Source organism: Phenylobacterium sp. (genome assembly GCF_036402295.1).
GTDB lineage: Bacteria > Pseudomonadota > Alphaproteobacteria > Caulobacterales > Caulobacteraceae > Phenylobacterium.
Genome location: NZ_DASWTE010000239.1, coordinates 1 through 16,000 on the forward strand (window position 1 = coordinate 1; position 16,000 = coordinate 16,000).

Sequence of the window (16,000 nt, forward strand, 5' to 3'; positions counted from 1 at the left end):
GGCTCTGGCGCCAGCGCACGGCGTGCCCCGACCTTACGCGCAGCCACCAGCTTTCCCACAGCCTTTCCGAGCCCCTGGCGCGGGCCCTGGCGTCGCGGGGCGTCACGGCCGAGGCCTGCGGCGACTTCCTCAATCCGACCCTGAAGGCGCTGTTCCCCGACCCCTCGTCGTTCGCCGACATGGACCGGGCTGCGGCGATCCTGGTGGATGCGCTCGAGGCGAAGCGGCGCGTCGTGGTGTTCGCCGACTACGACGTCGACGGCGCCTCGTCGGCGGCGCTGATCGTGCGCTGGTTCCGCGCCATGGGCCTGGAACTGTCGATCTACGTCCCCGACCGGATGACCGAGGGCTACGGCCCGTCGCCGGCCGCCTTCCGGCATCTGAAGGCCGATGGGGCCGAGCTGGTCATCACCGTCGACTGTGGGGCCGCCGCGCACGACGCGCTGGCCTGCGCTGCCGAGATCGGCCTCGAGGTCGTCGTCATCGACCACCACCTGATGCGGCCGGGCGAGATCCCGGCCGTGGCGGCGCTGGTGAACCCCAACCGGCCCGACGATGCGTCCGGGCAGGGGCACTTGGCCGCCGCGGGCGTCGCCTTCGTGCTGCTGGCCGCCCTGAACCGTGAGGCGCGCCGCCGCGGCCTGTTCACGAACGGCGAGCCCGACCTGCGGTCCTGGCTGGACCTCGCCGCCATGGGCGCCATCTGCGACGTGACCCAGCTCGTCGGCTTCAACCGCGCCCTGGCCGCCCAGGGCCTGAAGGTGATGTCGGCCTGGGCCAATCCCGGCCTGAAGGCCCTCATGGACGTCGCCAAGGCCAGCGGACCGGCGTCGGTGTTCCACGTCGGCTACCTCTTGGGGCCGCGGATCAATGCCGGCGGGCGAATCGGACGCTCGGACCTGGGCGCGCGCCTGCTCTCCACCGACGACCCCGAGGAGGCCGCCGCGCTCGCCGAGGAGCTCGACGCGCTGAACAGCTCGCGCAAGCAGGTGGAGGCCGAGGTCCAGGAGGCCGCGATCCGCCACATCGAGCGCGAAAGCAACCAGGCCGACGCGCCGTGTCTGGTGGTGGCCGACGACGGCTGGCACCCCGGCGTCATCGGCATCGTCGCCGGTCGCCTGCGCGAGCGTTACCGCAAGCCCGTGATCGTCATCGGGATCGACCGGGCGGCCGACGTGGGGAAGGGCTCTGGCCGCTCGCAGCCGGGCGTGAACTTGGGGTCCGCCGTGCAGGCCGCTTACGAGGAAGGCCTGCTGCTGGCCGGCGGCGGTCACGCCATGGCCGCGGGCCTTTCGGTGCGCCCCGACACGATCCCCGAGCTGCGCGCCTTCCTGTGCGAGAAGATGGCCGCGGAGGCCGCGATCGCCGCCGCCGAGGACGGCCTCGACATCGACGCCCTGGTCACCGCCCGGGGCGCCGACCGCGGCCTCTGGACCGATTTCCAGCGGCTGGCCCCGTTCGGCCCTGGCAACCCCGAGCCCGTGTTTGCCGCCGCCGACGTGCGCGTGGAGCGGCCGATGGCGCTGCGCGGCGGCCACGTGCGCGTGACCCTGACCGACGGCTCGGGCGGCCGGCTCAAGGCCGTCGCCTGGCGCTGCGAAGACACCGAGATGGGCCGCCGGCTGCTGGCCGAGGGCGGGGCCGTCCACGTGGCCGGCAAGCTGAAACCTGATGACTGGCAAGGGCGCGAGGGCGTCGAGCTGGAGATCGAAGATGTGGCCGATCCGCGCCGCATCTGATGCGCCAAACAGCCGCTTGCGCCCCTAAACGAAGGCCGCTATAGACGCCGCCTCGCGCCACGCGGTCCCTTCGTCTATCGGTTAGGACGCCAGGTTTTCAACCTGGAGAGAGGGGTTCGACTCCCCTAGGGACTGCCACGCGACTTCCCCCTCAGGTCTTCGCGCGCCCGGCGCACAGCATTCGCGCGCGCGAATCACCATTGACGCCCCCAGTCTTACAAGAACAGTGTTATAGTTGGCCCTGACCCATGTGTCGGGGGTAGCGGGCCGAGGGGCAAATGGCTGGTTACGAATTCGAGCATGTGGAGGGTCCGCCACCTGTGCGGATCTCCGGGCGGGTGAAGTGGTTCGATGTCGGTAAGGGTTACGGCTTCATCGTGCCGGACGACCCCAATCTTACCGACCTCAAGGACGTGCTGCTCCACGTCACCAGTCTGCGCACTTCGGGGCGCGAAAGCTGCCTCGAAGGGTCTCTGATCACCTGTGACGTGGTGCGCCGGCCCAAGGGCTGGCAGGTCGCCGAAGTGGTGCTGGTGGACGAGAGCTCCGCCACGCCGAGCGAGCGCAAGCCGCATGCCGCCGACCGTGGCCGGCCAGAGGGGCTTTCGCGTCCCGCACGCCGCCCCCTGGCGGCCACCGGGCCGCTCGAAGGCGCCAAGGTGAAGTGGTTCAACCGGGCGAAGGGCTACGGCTTCGTGGTTCGCGACAACGAGCCGGGCGACATCTTCGTGCACATCGAGACCCTGCGGCGCGCGGGCATGGAAGACCTGCAGCCGGGCGAGAGCGTCATGGTCCGCTTCGCCGAAGGGCCCAAGGGCCTGGTCGTGGCCGAGATCGAGGCGGCGCACGTCTCCTAGCGGGAGCTTGCCTGCCGCTCGCCGGTGTCCCAATTGGTAGGCCTGTTCCGCCCGGAGTCCCGGCTTGCTCGTTCGCCTTCGCATTGCCGGCTTCCTCGCCGCGGTCCTCGCCGCCGCCAACTCGGCCGCCTGGGCGGCACTGCCGGTCCAGGGCGTGGAGGTGAAGGCGGCCTATCCCCATGACCCGCGCGCCTACACCCAGGGCCTCCTGTACCTGGACGGGCAACTCTACGAGAGCACCGGCCTCGAGGGCCGCTCGACCATTCGCCGGGTGCGCCTGAGCGACGGCGCGGTGCTGCAGTCCAAGGCGCTCTCGCCCGAGCTGTTCGGCGAGGGGATGGTCAACTGGGGCGGCGAGCTGATCAGCGTCACCTGGCAGGACGGCGTCGGCTTCCGCTGGGACCTGAAGACCTTCGCGCTGCGCAAGACCTTCGCCTATCCGGGCGAGGGCTGGGCGCTGACCCAGGACGGCAAGAACCTGATCCTGAGCGACGGGACGCCGAACCTGCGCTTCCTCGACCCGAAGACGTTCAAGGAGGTCCGCCGCGTCCGCATCACCGCCGAGGGGCGGCCGCTGGCCAACCTCAACGAGATCGAGTGGGTGAAGGGTGAGGTCTGGGGCAACGTCTGGCAGACCAACGCGATCGCCCGCATCGACCCGAGGACCGGAGCTGTGAAGGGCTGGATCGACCTCTCGGCGCTGCCCGAAACCGGCCGCAAGCCGAACGTCGACGCCGTGCCCAACGGAATCGCCTACGACGCCCAGGGCGACCGCCTGTTCCTGACCGGCAAGCTGTGGCCCCGCCTCTACGAGGTGCGCCTGACCCCGCCACGGACCGCCGCCCGATGACCGACGACGAAACCATCCCAGAGCCGCCGCCGGGCTTCGTCCCCTCGCAGGGCCGCGGCCAGTTCTCGACGCTCAACGGGCCGTACTTCCATAAGCCGGTGGCGGACGGGCTTGTCTCCCAGGCCTTCTACGCCCTGCCGCGTCACACCAACGGCATCGGCCTCGTGCACGGCGGCATGCTTTCGGCCTTCACCGACGGCCTGCTGGCCGGCGCCGTGGGCTTCGGGACCGGCAAGGTGGGCGTGACCATCCACCTCTCCATCGACTTCCTGCACATGGCCCGGCAGGGCGACTGGGTGGTGGGCGAGTCGCGCATGACCCGCGCCACCAGGGACGTCGCCTTCGCCGAGGGCGTCCTGCGCGCCCGCGGGGTCGACATCGTGCGCGCGTCGGGCGTCTTCAAGCTGATGGACCGGCGCGGCTGAGTGTCCATGCGCTCGGGTAGGTTTGCGGAAACCGCAAAACGCCTATATCGCAGGCCCGCCGGCGCCCTCGGGGCGTAGCGCAGCCTGGTAGCGCATCTGCTTTGGGAGCAGAGGGTCGCGTGTTCGAATCACGCCGCCCCGACCAGCCGGCCGGAATTTGAGGACCTGAAGACCCACATGCTCGCGCGCATTTATCGTCCGTCCAAGAACGCCATGCAGTCGGGCCGCGCCAAGGCTGCGAACTGGGTGTTGGAGTTCGAGCCCAGCGATGCGCGCCGCCCCGACCCGCTGATGGGCTGGACAGTCACCAGCGATACGGAGTCGAGCCAGGTGAAGCTCACCTTCGAGACCAAGGACGAGGCGGTCCGCTACGCCGACGCCCACGGCATCGCCTTCCAGCTGATCGACCCCGCGCCCACGAAACGCATCATCAAGGCCTATGCCGACAACTTCGCGTTCGGCAGACGCATTCCCTGGACCCACTGAGAGCTCGCGCCCGTAGCTCAACCGGATAGAGCATCCGCCTTCTAAGCGGACGGTTGCAGGTTCGAGTCCTGCCGGGCGCGCCACGAGCTTCGCCAAGGCGACGTTCGCAGTTTGTTCTTGTACGCGCGATTCGACTGTGCGACCCTGCGCTCAGCCGGTATCGCATACGATGGGGCATCGCGTTGGGTTTGGACCTTGTTGCCGAGGCATGCGCCAAGGCGGGCCACGAGGCCGAATGGCGACGGCTTCTCGAGAAGTCCTTCGGCGGGGATGAACAGTCCGACGCTGACGTCGCACGCTTCCGCGAAATCAGCATTCCACCCTACGAGAGGATCGGCGCGCCGCGGGTCGGGCAAGATCCAGCCGCCGACGCCTGGATCGTCGAGCAGAACAAGGCGACGACGCCGGACGACATCGCAGCGGTCCTCAAGGAGTTCGACGGCTACCATGCGATCGCCCTGGTCCAATGCGACGGGGTGCCTAAGTACTCCAACGGTGGTCTGTATGACGGCGTGGACGAGACCAGTTTCCGCGGCGCCTTCCTGCCGATGTGCAGCGACGTCCTGAGCAAGGAACTCATCGAGCAGGCGTGGGACCACAAGATGCCGGAGGCCGCGGTCGCCTATGGCCGCGGGCTTCTGGCCGCCGCTGACGCCGCTATCGAGCCTCCGCCCGCGCCCCCGCGCATGCCGGGCCTGTTGGCGCGACTGGGCCTTGGTCGACAGCCCACCGACCCCACGCCGTTCGCTGAACAGCTCGATATCGCCCGAGCGGCCGGCCGCTGGTTCATCTTCTGGGGGGAACGCGGGCACGCGATCCGGGCCTGGTTCTAGGCTGGTTGACGTCCGACCGTTCGCCGCGCACCTAACCCCGATGGCCTGGACCCGCACCTACGACGACACCGAGCCGCAGCGGGTCAACAAGTGGCTCGCGCAGTCCGGTGTCTGCTCGCGCCGCGAGGCCGAGGCGCTGATCGGCGAGGGCCTGGTCTACATCGATGGCGAGCGGGTCGAGGACGCGGGCCGCAAGATCCTGCCGGGCCAGACGCTGACGCTCACCGACAAGGCCCAAGGCCGTCTCGAAGGCTTCACCGCCGTCCTGAACAAGCCCACCGGCTACGTCTCCGGCCAGCCCGAGCCCGGCTACACGCCGGCCGTGCGGCTCCTGACCCGCGCGGCGCTGGTCGGCGAGAGCGCCACGATCCCGGACGCCAAGATGAGCTTGCCTCCGCTGGGGCGCCTCGACCTAGACAGCCACGGGCTGCTGATCCTGTCCAACGACGGCGTGCTGGCCAAGGCGGTGATCGGCCCGCAGTCCGAGCTCGACAAGGAGTATGTGGTGCGCGTGGCGGGGCGGATCGACGAGCCGACGCTCAGCCGTCTGCGCCACGGCCTGGAGCTCGACGGCCGCAAGCTGCGTCCAGCCAAGGTCACCGTCGTTCAGGGCCAGACGCTGCGGTTCATCCTCACCGAGGGGCGCAACCGCCAGATCCGCCGGATGTGCGAGCTCGTGGGCCTCCGCGTCATGGACCTCCTGCGCGTCCGCATCGGCCCGCTGGAGCTGGGCGACCTGCCGGAAGGCCGCTGGCGGCTCCTGACCGCCACGGAACGCGAGGCGATGATCGCGGCCTCGGCGCCTAGCCCTGCGGGACCGGCGTCCGGTCCGGCCTCAAAGGGACCACCCAGTCGGCGCGGTCAGGCACCTCCTCGAGGATCCAGCGCGTCAGGCGCTCGTAATGCTGGATGAAGCGGCCGACTTCGGCCTCGGTCATCCCTGAGCCCGTCCGCTCGCGCAGCTTCGCCTCCTGCTCAGCCCGCCAGCCACGCACGACCTCGAACCCGGGCGCCTGCAGCAGCACCAGCCGGTCCAGCCGCCGGAACAGCCCCTGGTAGGCCTCGCCCAGTTGGCGGTTCACGTAGCCGCGCCAGGCGCGCGAGGGATCGTCGCGCCGCTCGAGCGCATTCGCGGGCTCGATCAGCCGCTCGAGAGGCTCGGGCCGGGCCCCCACGCACCAGCCCTCCAGGATCACCACGTCCACCGGCCCTTCGACGGTCCGCCAGCGGCTCTTGGGCAGGCGGTCGTCGGCGGCCTTGTCGAAGCCGGGGAGGGGCGTGTCGCCCTGGCTGCGGAGCTGGTCCAGCACCGCGCAGGCCAGGATCACGTCGTGCGTGCCCGGCGGCCCGCGCACTTGCAGCAGGCGATGCGTCCGGCCCGCGAGCCAGGCCCGCGCCTCGCGACCCAGGTAGAAGTCGTCGAGCGAGATCGCCACCGCCTTCAGGCCCCGCTCGGCCAGCAGGCGGACTGTCACGGCCGCAATCGTCGACTTCCCGGACCCTTGCGGTCCGCACAGCCCGATGAAGGCCGTGCGCCCGAAGTCGCGGCGCCAGTCGGCAGCCCGGTCGGCGAACGGCCAGCACAAATCCTCGAACGTCTGCCGGAAACTGTCCGGCAGGCGCTCCTCGGCCATGAAACCGGCCACCCAATCGTCCAATCCGTGCCCGCCGCGTCGGTTAGTACCCACCGATGATCGGCAGGATCTCGCCGGTGATGTAGCTGGAGGTCTGGGGCGACGCCAGGAAGACGAACGCCGGCGCGATCTCCTCGGGCTGGGCCGGTCGCTTCATCGGCGTCTTGGCTCCGAACTGCCGCAGCTTCTCGCCCTCGCGATCGGCGGGATTGAGCGGCGTCCAGACCGGGCCGGGCGCGACGCAGTTCACCCGGACCCCCTTCTTGATCAGCGAGCCGGCCAACGAGCGCGTGAAGGCGTGGATTCCGCCCTTGGTCATCGAGTAGTCGAGCAGCTCCTTCGATCCCTCGATCCCCGTCACCGACCCGGTGTTGATGATCGCCGAGCCGGGCTTCAGGTGCGGAATCGCCGCCTTGGCCAGGTTGAAGTAGCCGTAGAGGTTGGTCTTCAGCGTCCGGTCGAAGTGCTCGTAGCTGAGGTCCTCGATGGCCTTGGCGTGCTCCTGGAAGGCGGCGTTGTTGACCAGGATGTCGAGCCCGCCCAGCTCCTTCACGGTCCGCGCCACCGCGGCCTCGGCATACTTCGGGTCGGCCACGTCGCCGGGAATCAGGATGGCGCGCCTGCCTTCCTGCTCGACGGCGGCCTGCGTCTCCTTCGCGTCCGCTTCCTCCTCCAGGTAGGCGATCGCCACGTCGCAGCCCTCGCGGGCGAACAGCACGGCCACGGCGCGTCCGATCCCGGAATCGGCGCCGGTAACCAGCGCCACCTTGTCCTTGAGCTTTTCCGAGCCCTTGTAGAACGGCGCGTCGTACATGGGCTTCAGCGTCAACTCGGCCTCGAGGCCGGGCTTTTCCAGGTGCTTCCCGGGCAGGGGCGGGACCGGATATTGGCGTGCGCCGGTCTGCGGCGGCGGCTCGTCATCCTGGTCGGAGCGGAACGAGCGCTTCTCCTTCGCCTCGACCTCGCGCTGGATCTCGCGCCCCTCGTCCGCGACCTGATGGGCGCGGTCCTCGAAGCCCTTCTGCGTGGTGGCCATGACCATCCTCCTGCGGTTCGCGCCGGGAAGCGCTGGCCGCCGCAGGAGGTTCCGGTCAGCCGGCCAGTTTCGCGTAGGCGTCCAGGCCCTTGCGCAGGTCGGCGATCAGGTCGACCGGGTCCTCGAGCCCGACATGCAGCCGCATCAGCGGGCCACCGTAGTCGTGGTCGAACCTGCGCACCTTCAGCTGCGGGTCGCACCAGATCGCCAGGCTCTCGAAGCCGCCCCACGAGAAGCCGAGCCCGAACAGCTTCAGGGCGTCGAGGAAGGCGTTCACAGCCGCCTTGGGCGCCGGCTTCAGCACGAAGCCGAACAGGCCGCACGCGCCCCTGTAGTCGCGCGCCCACAACTCGTGGTCGGGGCAGCCGGGCAGGGCGGGGTGCAGCAGCTGCGCCACCTCGGGTTGCTCGCGCAGCCAGGCCGCCACGGTGAGCCCGCTCGCGCCCTGTCGCGCCATCCGCGTGGGCAAGGTCCTGAGGCCCCGGAGCATGGCGTAAGCGTCCTCGCCGGAGACCGCCCAGCCCATGTGGTTCACCCCGTCGGCCAGTTGCCGGACCAGCTTGGGATCGCGAGCCGCCGCAGACCCCATGAACACGTCCGAGTGGCCGCCCACGTACTTGGTCAGGGCCTGGATCGAGATGTCGACGCCGTGCTCCAGCGGCTTAAAGATCAGCCCCGCGCCCCAGGTGTTGTCGATGGCGGTCAGGATGCCTTTCTCGCGCGCGAGTTCCGCGATTCGCGGCACGTCCTGCATCTCGAAACTGAGCGAGCCCGGGCTCTCCATCAGGATCAGCCGTGTGGCCGCGGGCGCCGTTTCGACCAGCGCCTCGGGCATGGTCCGCGGGTCGAAGTAGGTCACCCCCACGCTGAACCGCTTCAGCACGTTGTCACAGAACCGGCGGACGGGCTTGTAGACGTTGTCCACCACCAGGACCTCGTCGCCGGCTTTCAGCAGCGCCATCGCCACGCCCGACAGCGCCGCGATGCCCGAGGGGTAGAGCGCCACGCCCACGGCGCCTTCCAGCACGGCCAGCGCCTCCTGCAGCGACGTCTGGGCCGACAGCCCCGCGCGGCCGTAGGTCAGGTAGTTGGCGTCGTCGTACAGCGCCTCGGCGTTGGGCAGCAGCACTGTCGAGCCCTTCTGGATCGGCGGGCCCACCGTGCGCGCCAGGGTGTCCGCGGCCTTGCCGGCATGGATCAGGCGGGTCTCGTCGGACATGCGGGGTTGCGGCTCGTCTCGGCGCTGGCGAAAGTGCTTCAGCTCTTAAGAGCCCCAACCGACTCCCCGTTTCAAGGAGCAGCGATGATCTCCCGCCTCGCGGCGACGGTTCTGCTACTCGCGGCGCTCGGCGCGTGCAGCGGCCCACAGCCCGCCAAGAAGGCGCCCGAGGTCAAGACCCAGCCCCGCGCGACCTCCGCCAACCCAGGCTACAAGCCGGCGAAAAGCCCGACGCTGGAGGCGGTGCGCACGCGCGGCTACGTCGCCTGCGGGGTGCACGCCGGGCTGCCGGGATTCGCGCTCAAGGATGCCCGGGGCGCGTGGCGGGGCTTCGATGTCGACATCTGCCGCGCCGTGGCGGCGGCGACGTTGGGCGATGCGAACAAGGTCCGCTTCACGGTGATCGGCGCGCAGGACCGCTTCGGCGCCCTGCAGAAGGGCGAACTGGACGTCCTGTCGCGCAACACCTCCCAGACCTTCGCCCGCGAGACGGGCCTCGGCCTCGTCTTCCCGATCATCACCTATTTCGACGGCCAGGGTTTCCTGGTGCGCCGCGAATTGGGGCTGAACAGCGCCCAGGAGCTGAACGGCGCGCGCGTCTGCGTGCAAGAGGGCACCGCCAGCGCCGGCAACGTCGACGACTGGTTCCGAGTCCGCGGCATTCGCTATCGCGCTGTGATGGCCGCCAGCGAGCAGCAGGCCCGCCAGCTCTACGAGGCCGAGAACTGCGACGTGTTCACCGCCGACGTCTCGGCGCTCGCCGCCTCCCGTTCGGTCCTGTCCAACCCCGGCGGCCACGTGATCCTGCCCGAGGTGATCTCCAAGGAGCCGCTGGGGCCGGTCGTGCGGCAGGACGATCCGGTGTGGGCCGACATCGTGCGCTGGACGGTCTACGCGACGCTGCTCGCCGAGGAGCTGGGGCTCACCTCGCGGACGGTCGAGCAGGCCCGCGAGACGGCCACCGATCCGGAGACCCGCCGCCTGCTCGGCGTCGAAGGCGACCTCGGCAGTCTTCTGGGCCTCGAGACGGACTGGGCGTTCCAGGTGATCCGCCAGGTCGGCGCCTACCACGAGATCTTCCGCCGCGACCTGGGCGCCGACTCCGCCCTGCGTCTGGACCGCGGTCTCAACGCCCTCTGGAATGCGCCCAAGCCCGGCCTGATGTACGCGCCGCCGATGCGGTGACGGCTCAGATGTCCATCACCATCGCACAGCGGTCGGACAGGCCGTTCGCCGCCTCCCGGCGGAGCGCACGCTGCACGTCCTCGGGCGCCTCGGCCGGGTCCCACTCGCGGAAGCCGAAGCGGGCGTAGTAGGGCCCGTTCCAGGGGATGCTGCGGAAGGTCGTGAGGCTGAGCCTCACCTTGCCGTTGGCCTTCGCCCAGTCGAGCGCATGCCCCAGCAGCCGCTTGCCGAGGCCCTTGCCGTGCTGGCCGTCCTGCACGTCGAGCTCGTCGACGTGCAGCCGGTCGCCGGCCACGCGGGCGGCCAAGAAGGCCACGGGACGGTCGCCGTCGTCGACGACCCATAGGGTTCCGCCGACGAGGTGCGGTTCGTACGCCTCCGGCGGCGCGCAGTCGGTAAGGAGGAAGGCCGGCGTGTCCTGGCCGACGAATTTTTGCGCGGCGCTCAGCTCGATGCGCGGCAGGTGCTCAAGGTCGCTTGGGCGAGCAAGGCGTATCTCGATGGATCAGGCTCCTGTGACGACGGCCGTGTCGGAGCGTCCGCCCCACTCGGTCCAGGAGCCGTCATAGACCGCCACGTCGAAGCGTCCAAGCCGGGCGGCGGCCAGCGCCAGCACCGAGGCCGTCACGCCCGAACCGCAGGTGGTCACGATCGGGCGGGTCAGGTCGACGTGGGCGAAGACGGTCTTGAGGTCCTCGACGGACCTGAGTGTCCCGTCCGGGTTCAGCACCGCGTCGTAGGGCAGGTTGAGCGCGCCTGGCATGTGGCCCGACCGCAGGCTCGCGCGCGGTTCCGGGGCCTCGCCGCGGAAGCGGCCGGCGGAGCGGGCGTCGACGACCTGGGCCGAGCCGTCGGCCAGGATCTCGGTCACGTCGGCGATGTCGGCCACGAGGTCCGGCGAGAAAGCGACCGCGACCCGCGTGGCCTGAGGCACAGTGTCGACAGTCGCGATCGGGTGGCCCGCAGCGGCCCAGGCCTTCAGCCCGCCGTCGAGGACGAAGACCCGCTCGTAGCCCATGGTCCGCAGCGTCCACCACACTCGCGGGGCGGAATAGATGCCGTGGGCGTCGTAGACGACGATCGTCGCGTCACGATCGAGGCCCAGGGCGCCGGCGGCTTCCGCAAAGGCCGTGGGGCTCGGCAGCATGTGGGGGAGGTCGGTGTCGGGGTCGGCTATGGCGTTGATATCGAAGAAGACCGCGCCGGGGATGTGGGCGTTCATGTAGCTGTCGCGGCCGTGCCCCGGCTGACCCACCAGGGGCAGGGTGGCGTCCACGATCCGCACGCCGGGATCGCCGAGACGTGCGGCCAGCCAATCGGTCGTGACCAGGGGATCGGTCATGGCTATTCCAGCCAGCTCGGCACAGGCAGGCCCTTCTCGCGCAGGAACGGCGGGTTGAAGATCTTGGACTGGTAGCGCTGGCCGTGGTCGCACAGGACGGTGACGATGGTGTGGCCGGGGCCTAGGTCCTTCGCCATGCGGATCGCCCCGGCCACGTTGATCCCCGTCGAGCCACCCATCACCAGCCCTTCGAACTCCATCAGGTCGAAGATCGCCAGCAGCATTTCCTCGTCCGAGACGCGGTAGGCGTGGTCGATCGTGAGGCCTTCGATGTTGGCCGTGATGCGGCCTTGGCCGATGCCCTCGCTGATCGAGGTCCCTTCGGCCTTCAGTTCGCCGTCCGTGTAGTAGCTGTAGAGCGCCGCGCCATGCGGGTCGGCCAGGCCGATCCTCACCTTGGGATTCCGTTCGCGCAGCGCCTGCGCCACGCCGGCCAAGGTGCCGCCCGAGCCGATGGCGCTGATGAAGGCGTCCACCCTGCCGTCGGTCTGCCGCCAGATCTCCGGGCCTGTGGTCTGCACGTGGGCTTCGCGGTTGGCGACGTTGTCGAACTGGTTGGCCCAGACCGCGCCGTTGGGCTCCTTCGCATCAAGTTCCGCCGCCAGGCGCCCGGAATACTTCACGTAATTCATTTCGTTGGCGTAGGGGACGGCGTCCACCTCGACAAGCTCGGCGCCGTAGAGGCGGATGGCGTCCTTCTTCTCCTGGCTCTGGGTGCGTGGGATGACGATCGTGGAGCGGTAGCCCAGCACCCTTCCGACCATGGCCAGGCCGATGCCGGTGTTCCCGGCCGTGCCCTCGACGATCCGACCGCCGGGCCGCAGCAGGCCCTTCTGTTCGGCGTCGCGGATGATGAAGAGGGCCGCGCGGTCCTTCACCGACTGGCCGGGGTTCATGAATTCGGCCTTGGCGAGGATCTCGCACCCGGTCATCTCGCTCGCGCGGCGCAGCCGCAGGAGCGGCGTGTTGCCGATCAGGTCGAGGATGCTGCTGGCGACAGAGGGAGGCGCGACGTGCATGGCCGCCTACTTAGGCAGGCTCGGCCATGGAGAACAGAGGGCGGAACGCATTCCGCGAGCTCCAAGCGCCGAGGTTTCCTTCGGCCCCTGTGAGAGAACTTGGCAGGGACCAGCTGCCTAAGCCTTGATGAGGCTCAGTTGCACCACATCGGTGCGCGCGGTGCGGAAGCCCGCCTCGCAGTAGCTCAGGTAGAAGCGCCACAGCTTGCGGAAGCGCTCGTCGAACCCCAGCCGCGTGATCTCCTCCCAGGCGGCTTCGAACCGGCGCGCCCACTCCGCCAGGGTGTCGGCGTAGCAGACCCCGAAGCGCGAGATCGGGCCCCAGGACAGGCCGGCGCGGTCGGTGGCGACCTTCAGGCGCTCCTCCGACGGCAGCATGCCACCCGGGAAGATGTACTTCTGGATGAAGTCCGGCGTGCGCTTGTAGTGCTCGAAATATTCGTCGCGGATGGTGATGATCTGCAGGCCGGCCTGGCCGCCGGGCTTCAGGCTCTCGCGCACCTTGTCGAAGTAGGTGGGCCAGTAGCGCTCGCCGACCGCTTCGAACATCTCGATCGAGGCCACGCGGTCGAACTGGCCGCCCACGTCGCGATAGTCCACCAGGCGGATCTCGGCGCGCTCGTTCAGGCCCTGGCGGAACATCCGCTCCTTCGCGAACTTGAACTGTTCCTCGGAGATGGTGATCGCCGTGACCTTGGCGCCCACGTCCTTGGCCGCGAACTCGGCGAAGCCGCCCCAGCCGCAGCCGATCTCCAGCACGTGGTGGTCAGGAGCCAGGCCCATGCTCTCGCAGAGCGTCCGGTACTTGCGCGCCTGGGCCTCGGAAAGTTTCTCCCCCGGCCGCTCGAAGCGCGCCGCCGAATAGGTCATCGTCGAGTCCAGCCAGCGCTCGTAGAAGGCGTTGCCCAGGTCGTAGTGCGCCTGGATGTTCTTCTTCGAGCCCAGCCGGTCGTTGTTGCGGCTGAAGGTGTGTTCCAGGAGGTTCAGCGCGGCCATGAAGGGCGTGCCGAACGACACCTTGGCGAAGCGGGCGTAGTTCGACGCCAGCACTTCCAGCAGGATCGAAAGGTCGGGGGTGTCCCACTCGCCGGCCATGTAGCCTTCGCCGAAGCCGATGGTGCCGTTCGAGATGGTGCGCTTGATGAAGTCGTAGTCGTGGACGATCAGGCGGGCCTCGGGTCCAGGCGTCGCGCCCTCCAGACGGATCTCGCGACCGTCCGGCAGCACGAAGGTCAAGACACCCGTGTTCCAGTTCCGGATCATCGTCCGGGCTGCCGTTCGAAACACCAACGGCGTTCCCGAAAGGTCCGTCACCGGCGAACCTCCAACCATTCCTGACGCCCCCATACGCTGTCCGAGGATAAACTCCGACAGCGGTGCGCGCTATCGGATGCCGGAAGGATACGGTCAAGGCGCCGCGAGGGAGGCGCCGCGATTGAACTTGACGGACGGGCGCGTCAGGCGACACAGCGGCCAGACCAAGGATCGGACATTGACCCAGCCCAACAGCACCATCGAGATTTCCAGCGGCTCGACTCTGGTCCGGATCGGCAACCGCGAGCGCCTGACCTTCATCGCCGGCCCCTGCCAGCTCGAGAGCCGGCAGCACGCGCTGGAGACCGCCCACGCCCTGAAGGAGATCGCCGCCAGGCTGGGCGTCGGGCTCATCTACAAGACGTCCTTCGACAAGGCGAACCGCACCTCGGTGAACACTGCCCGCGGGGTCGGCCTGGAAGAGGCCCTCCCGATCTTCGCCGAAATCCGCGAGGTCACGGGTCTGCCGACCCTGACCGACGTCCACGCGTCCGAGCAGTGCGCCACGGCCGCGCAGACGGTCGACGTGCTGCAAATCCCGGCCTTCCTGTGCCGCCAGACCGACCTGCTGCTCGCGGCCGGCGCCACCGGCAAGGTCGTCAACGTGAAGAAGGGCCAGTTTCTGGCGCCTTGGGACATGAAGAATGTCGTCGACAAGGTCCTGAGCACCGGAAACGCCAATGTCATGGCGTGCGAGCGCGGTGCATCGTTCGGCTACAACACCCTGGTCTCGGACATGCGCGCGCTGCCGATCCTGGCCAGCATCGGCTGTCCCGTTGTGTTCGACGCCACCCATTCGGTGCAGCAGCCCGGCGGTCAGGGGACCACCTCCGGCGGCCAGCGGGAGTTCGTCCCGGTGCTGGCGCGCGCCGCCGTCGCCGTGGGCGTGGCGGCTGTCTTCATGGAGACGCATCCGGATCCCGACAATGCGCCGTCGGACGGCCCGAACATGGTGCCGCTCGCCCAGTTCGAGAGCCTGGCGGCCGAGCTGCTGGAGTACGACGCCCTAGCCAAGCGGCGGACGGCCGCGGCTTGACCGGCTCGCCAACGCGCCGCACAGGCTAGCCGCATGGATTTGGCCGCTCTCCAGAGCCTGCTCGGCAATCTTCCCGGCAAGCGCGTCGCCTGTGTCGGCGACCTGATGGTGGACCGGTTCGTCTATGGCTCGGTCAGCCGGGTGTCGCCAGAAGCGCCGATCCCCGTCCTGGCGCGCTCGCGGGAGCTGAAGATGCTGGGCGCGGCGGGCAACGTCGCCCGCAACATTGCAGCCCTCGGCGGCTCGGTGGCGCTGGTCGGCCTGATCGGCGGCGACGCTGAGGGCCACGAGGCGCAGCGCCTGGTCGGCGAGGAAGAGCCGGCCATCGAGGGCTATCTCGTCACCGATCCCGGCCGCCCGACGACGCTGAAGACCCGCTTCATCTCCAGCGGCCAGCAGCTGTTGCGCGTCGACCTCGAGGAAAGCCGCCCGGTCACCGGCGAGGTCGAGCAGCGGCTCGTGCGCACCATCAAGGACGCCGCCCGCGGGGCCGGCGTGATCCTGCTCTCCGACTACGGCAAGGGCGTGGTCACCGACGCCGTCATCGCCGCCGCCCACGAGGTTGCGGCCGAGACCGGGGCCAAGGTGATCGTCGACTCCAAGGCCCGCTCGTTCGCGCGCTACGGCGACATCGACCTCGTGAAGCCGAACGCCGCCGAGCTGTCGTACGCCACCGACCTGCCCACCGAGACCGACGCCGAGCTGGAAGCGGCCATCGCCCGAGCGCTCGAGCTGTGGGCCACCAAGGGCGTGCTCGTCACCCGCGCCGCCAAGGGTGTCTCCCTCGGCCTGCGCGGCGAACCCGTCCGCCACTTCCGCACCGTCCCGCGCGAGGTGTTCGATGCGTCGGGGGCCGGCGACACGGCGCTGGCCGCCCTGGGCCTGGCGATGGCGGCCGGCGCCGACGTCGACACGGCCATCGCGTTCGCCCAGCTCGCCTCGGGCGTCGCCGTCGGCAAGGCGGGCACCGCCACCGTCGCGCCCCACGAACTCGTCGAGGCCGTCCTCTCCGCCCACACCGCCCA

General features: G+C 69.6%; 17 protein-coding genes and 3 tRNA genes. 13 read left to right on the forward strand and 7 right to left on the reverse strand.

Features of this window, described 5'->3' with window-relative positions; all coding sequences use genetic code 11:
* The 10 genes from recJ to VGD44_RS14800 all read left to right on the forward strand — a co-directional run.
* A partial coding sequence (recJ, locus tag VGD44_RS14755; protein ID WP_331088366.1) for a single-stranded-DNA-specific exonuclease RecJ occupies positions 1–1,739 on the forward strand: 1,739 nt, incomplete at its 5' end.
* A gap of 63 nt (positions 1,740–1,802) precedes the next feature.
* Positions 1,803–1,877 (forward strand) — tRNA-Glu (locus VGD44_RS14760).
* 140 nt (positions 1,878–2,017) lie between these two features.
* Positions 2,018–2,596 carry a cold-shock protein gene (locus VGD44_RS14765; RefSeq protein ID WP_331088368.1) on the forward strand — a complete coding sequence of 193 codons (579 nt, stop codon included), beginning with the start codon at positions 2,018–2,020 and terminating at the stop codon, positions 2,594–2,596.
* A 64-nt stretch (positions 2,597–2,660) separates the two neighbouring features.
* A complete protein-coding gene (locus VGD44_RS14770) occupies positions 2,661–3,446 on the forward strand; it encodes a glutaminyl-peptide cyclotransferase (RefSeq protein WP_331088370.1) in 786 nt (261 codons plus the stop codon).
* Positions 3,443–3,871, forward strand: coding sequence for a PaaI family thioesterase (locus VGD44_RS14775; RefSeq protein ID WP_331088372.1), 429 nt, complete (start codon positions 3,443–3,445; stop codon positions 3,869–3,871). The genes VGD44_RS14770 and VGD44_RS14775 overlap by 4 nt, the downstream gene beginning before the upstream one ends.
* Before the next feature lie 68 nt (positions 3,872–3,939).
* A tRNA-Pro gene (locus tag VGD44_RS14780) sits at positions 3,940–4,016 on the forward strand.
* 32 nt (positions 4,017–4,048) lie between these two features.
* A complete protein-coding gene (locus VGD44_RS14785) occupies positions 4,049–4,357 on the forward strand; it encodes an ETC complex I subunit (RefSeq protein ID WP_331088374.1) in 309 nt (102 codons plus the stop codon).
* A 6-nt stretch (positions 4,358–4,363) separates the two neighbouring features.
* A tRNA-Arg gene (locus VGD44_RS14790) sits at positions 4,364–4,440 on the forward strand.
* Positions 4,441–4,539: 99 nt separating this feature from the next.
* Entirely contained in the window at positions 4,540–5,190 is a 651-nt protein-coding gene (locus VGD44_RS14795; protein ID WP_331088376.1) for a hypothetical protein, read from the forward strand.
* A gap of 40 nt (positions 5,191–5,230) precedes the next feature.
* A complete protein-coding gene (locus tag VGD44_RS14800) occupies positions 5,231–6,103 on the forward strand; it encodes a pseudouridine synthase (RefSeq protein WP_331088378.1) in 873 nt (290 codons plus the stop codon).
* Here the strand turns inward: VGD44_RS14800 and VGD44_RS14805 are convergent.
* From VGD44_RS14805 to metC, 3 genes are read right to left on the reverse strand one after another with little or no spacing between them, the layout of a single operon-like run.
* Complete coding sequence (locus VGD44_RS14805) at positions 5,994–6,836, reverse strand: kinase (protein ID WP_331088379.1); 843 nt, start codon at positions 6,834–6,836, stop codon at positions 5,994–5,996. The two genes, VGD44_RS14800 and VGD44_RS14805, sit on opposite strands and share 110 nt — an antisense overlap.
* Before the next feature lie 31 nt (positions 6,837–6,867).
* Complete coding sequence (locus VGD44_RS14810) at positions 6,868–7,860, reverse strand: SDR family oxidoreductase (protein WP_331088381.1); 993 nt, start codon at positions 7,858–7,860, stop codon at positions 6,868–6,870.
* 55 nt (positions 7,861–7,915) lie between these two features.
* Entirely contained in the window at positions 7,916–9,079 is a 1,164-nt protein-coding gene (gene metC / locus VGD44_RS14815) for a cystathionine beta-lyase (protein WP_331088383.1), read from the reverse strand.
* An 84-nt stretch (positions 9,080–9,163) separates the two neighbouring features.
* On the opposite strand from metC, the gene VGD44_RS14820 reads away from it, so the two are divergent.
* Positions 9,164–10,264, forward strand: a complete 1,101-nt coding sequence (locus tag VGD44_RS14820) for an amino acid ABC transporter substrate-binding protein (RefSeq protein ID WP_331088386.1) — start codon at positions 9,164–9,166, stop codon at positions 10,262–10,264.
* A 4-nt stretch (positions 10,265–10,268) separates the two neighbouring features.
* On the opposite strand, the gene VGD44_RS14825 is transcribed toward VGD44_RS14820, so the two are convergent.
* The 4 genes from VGD44_RS14825 to VGD44_RS14840 form a co-directional block, all read right to left on the reverse strand.
* Positions 10,269–10,766: a GNAT family N-acetyltransferase gene (locus VGD44_RS14825; RefSeq protein WP_331088398.1), complete on the reverse strand. Its 498-nt coding sequence runs from the start codon at positions 10,764–10,766 to the stop codon at positions 10,269–10,271.
* 3 nt (positions 10,767–10,769) lie between these two features.
* Positions 10,770–11,606, reverse strand: coding sequence for a 3-mercaptopyruvate sulfurtransferase (sseA, locus tag VGD44_RS14830; RefSeq protein WP_331088388.1), 837 nt, complete (start codon positions 11,604–11,606; stop codon positions 10,770–10,772).
* Between the two features lie 2 nt (positions 11,607–11,608).
* Entirely contained in the window at positions 11,609–12,625 is a 1,017-nt protein-coding gene (locus tag VGD44_RS14835; RefSeq protein ID WP_331088390.1) for a cysteine synthase A, read from the reverse strand.
* Positions 12,626–12,742: 117 nt separating this feature from the next.
* The gene (locus tag VGD44_RS14840) at positions 12,743–13,888 is read right to left on the reverse strand and encodes a class I SAM-dependent methyltransferase (protein ID WP_414694664.1); all 1,146 of its coding nucleotides are present in this window, start codon (positions 13,886–13,888) and stop codon (positions 12,743–12,745) included.
* Between the two features lie 229 nt (positions 13,889–14,117).
* Here VGD44_RS14840 and kdsA point away from each other — a divergent pair, with 229 nt between their 5' ends.
* Together kdsA and VGD44_RS14850 are read left to right on the forward strand one after the other, a co-directional pair.
* The gene (kdsA, locus tag VGD44_RS14845) at positions 14,118–14,975 is read left to right on the forward strand and encodes a 3-deoxy-8-phosphooctulonate synthase (protein ID WP_331088394.1); all 858 of its coding nucleotides are present in this window, start codon (positions 14,118–14,120) and stop codon (positions 14,973–14,975) included.
* 33 nt (positions 14,976–15,008) lie between these two features.
* Positions 15,009–16,000 (forward strand): bifunctional ADP-heptose synthase (locus VGD44_RS14850; RefSeq protein ID WP_331088396.1); only part of this gene is annotated, 992 nt, incomplete at its 3' end.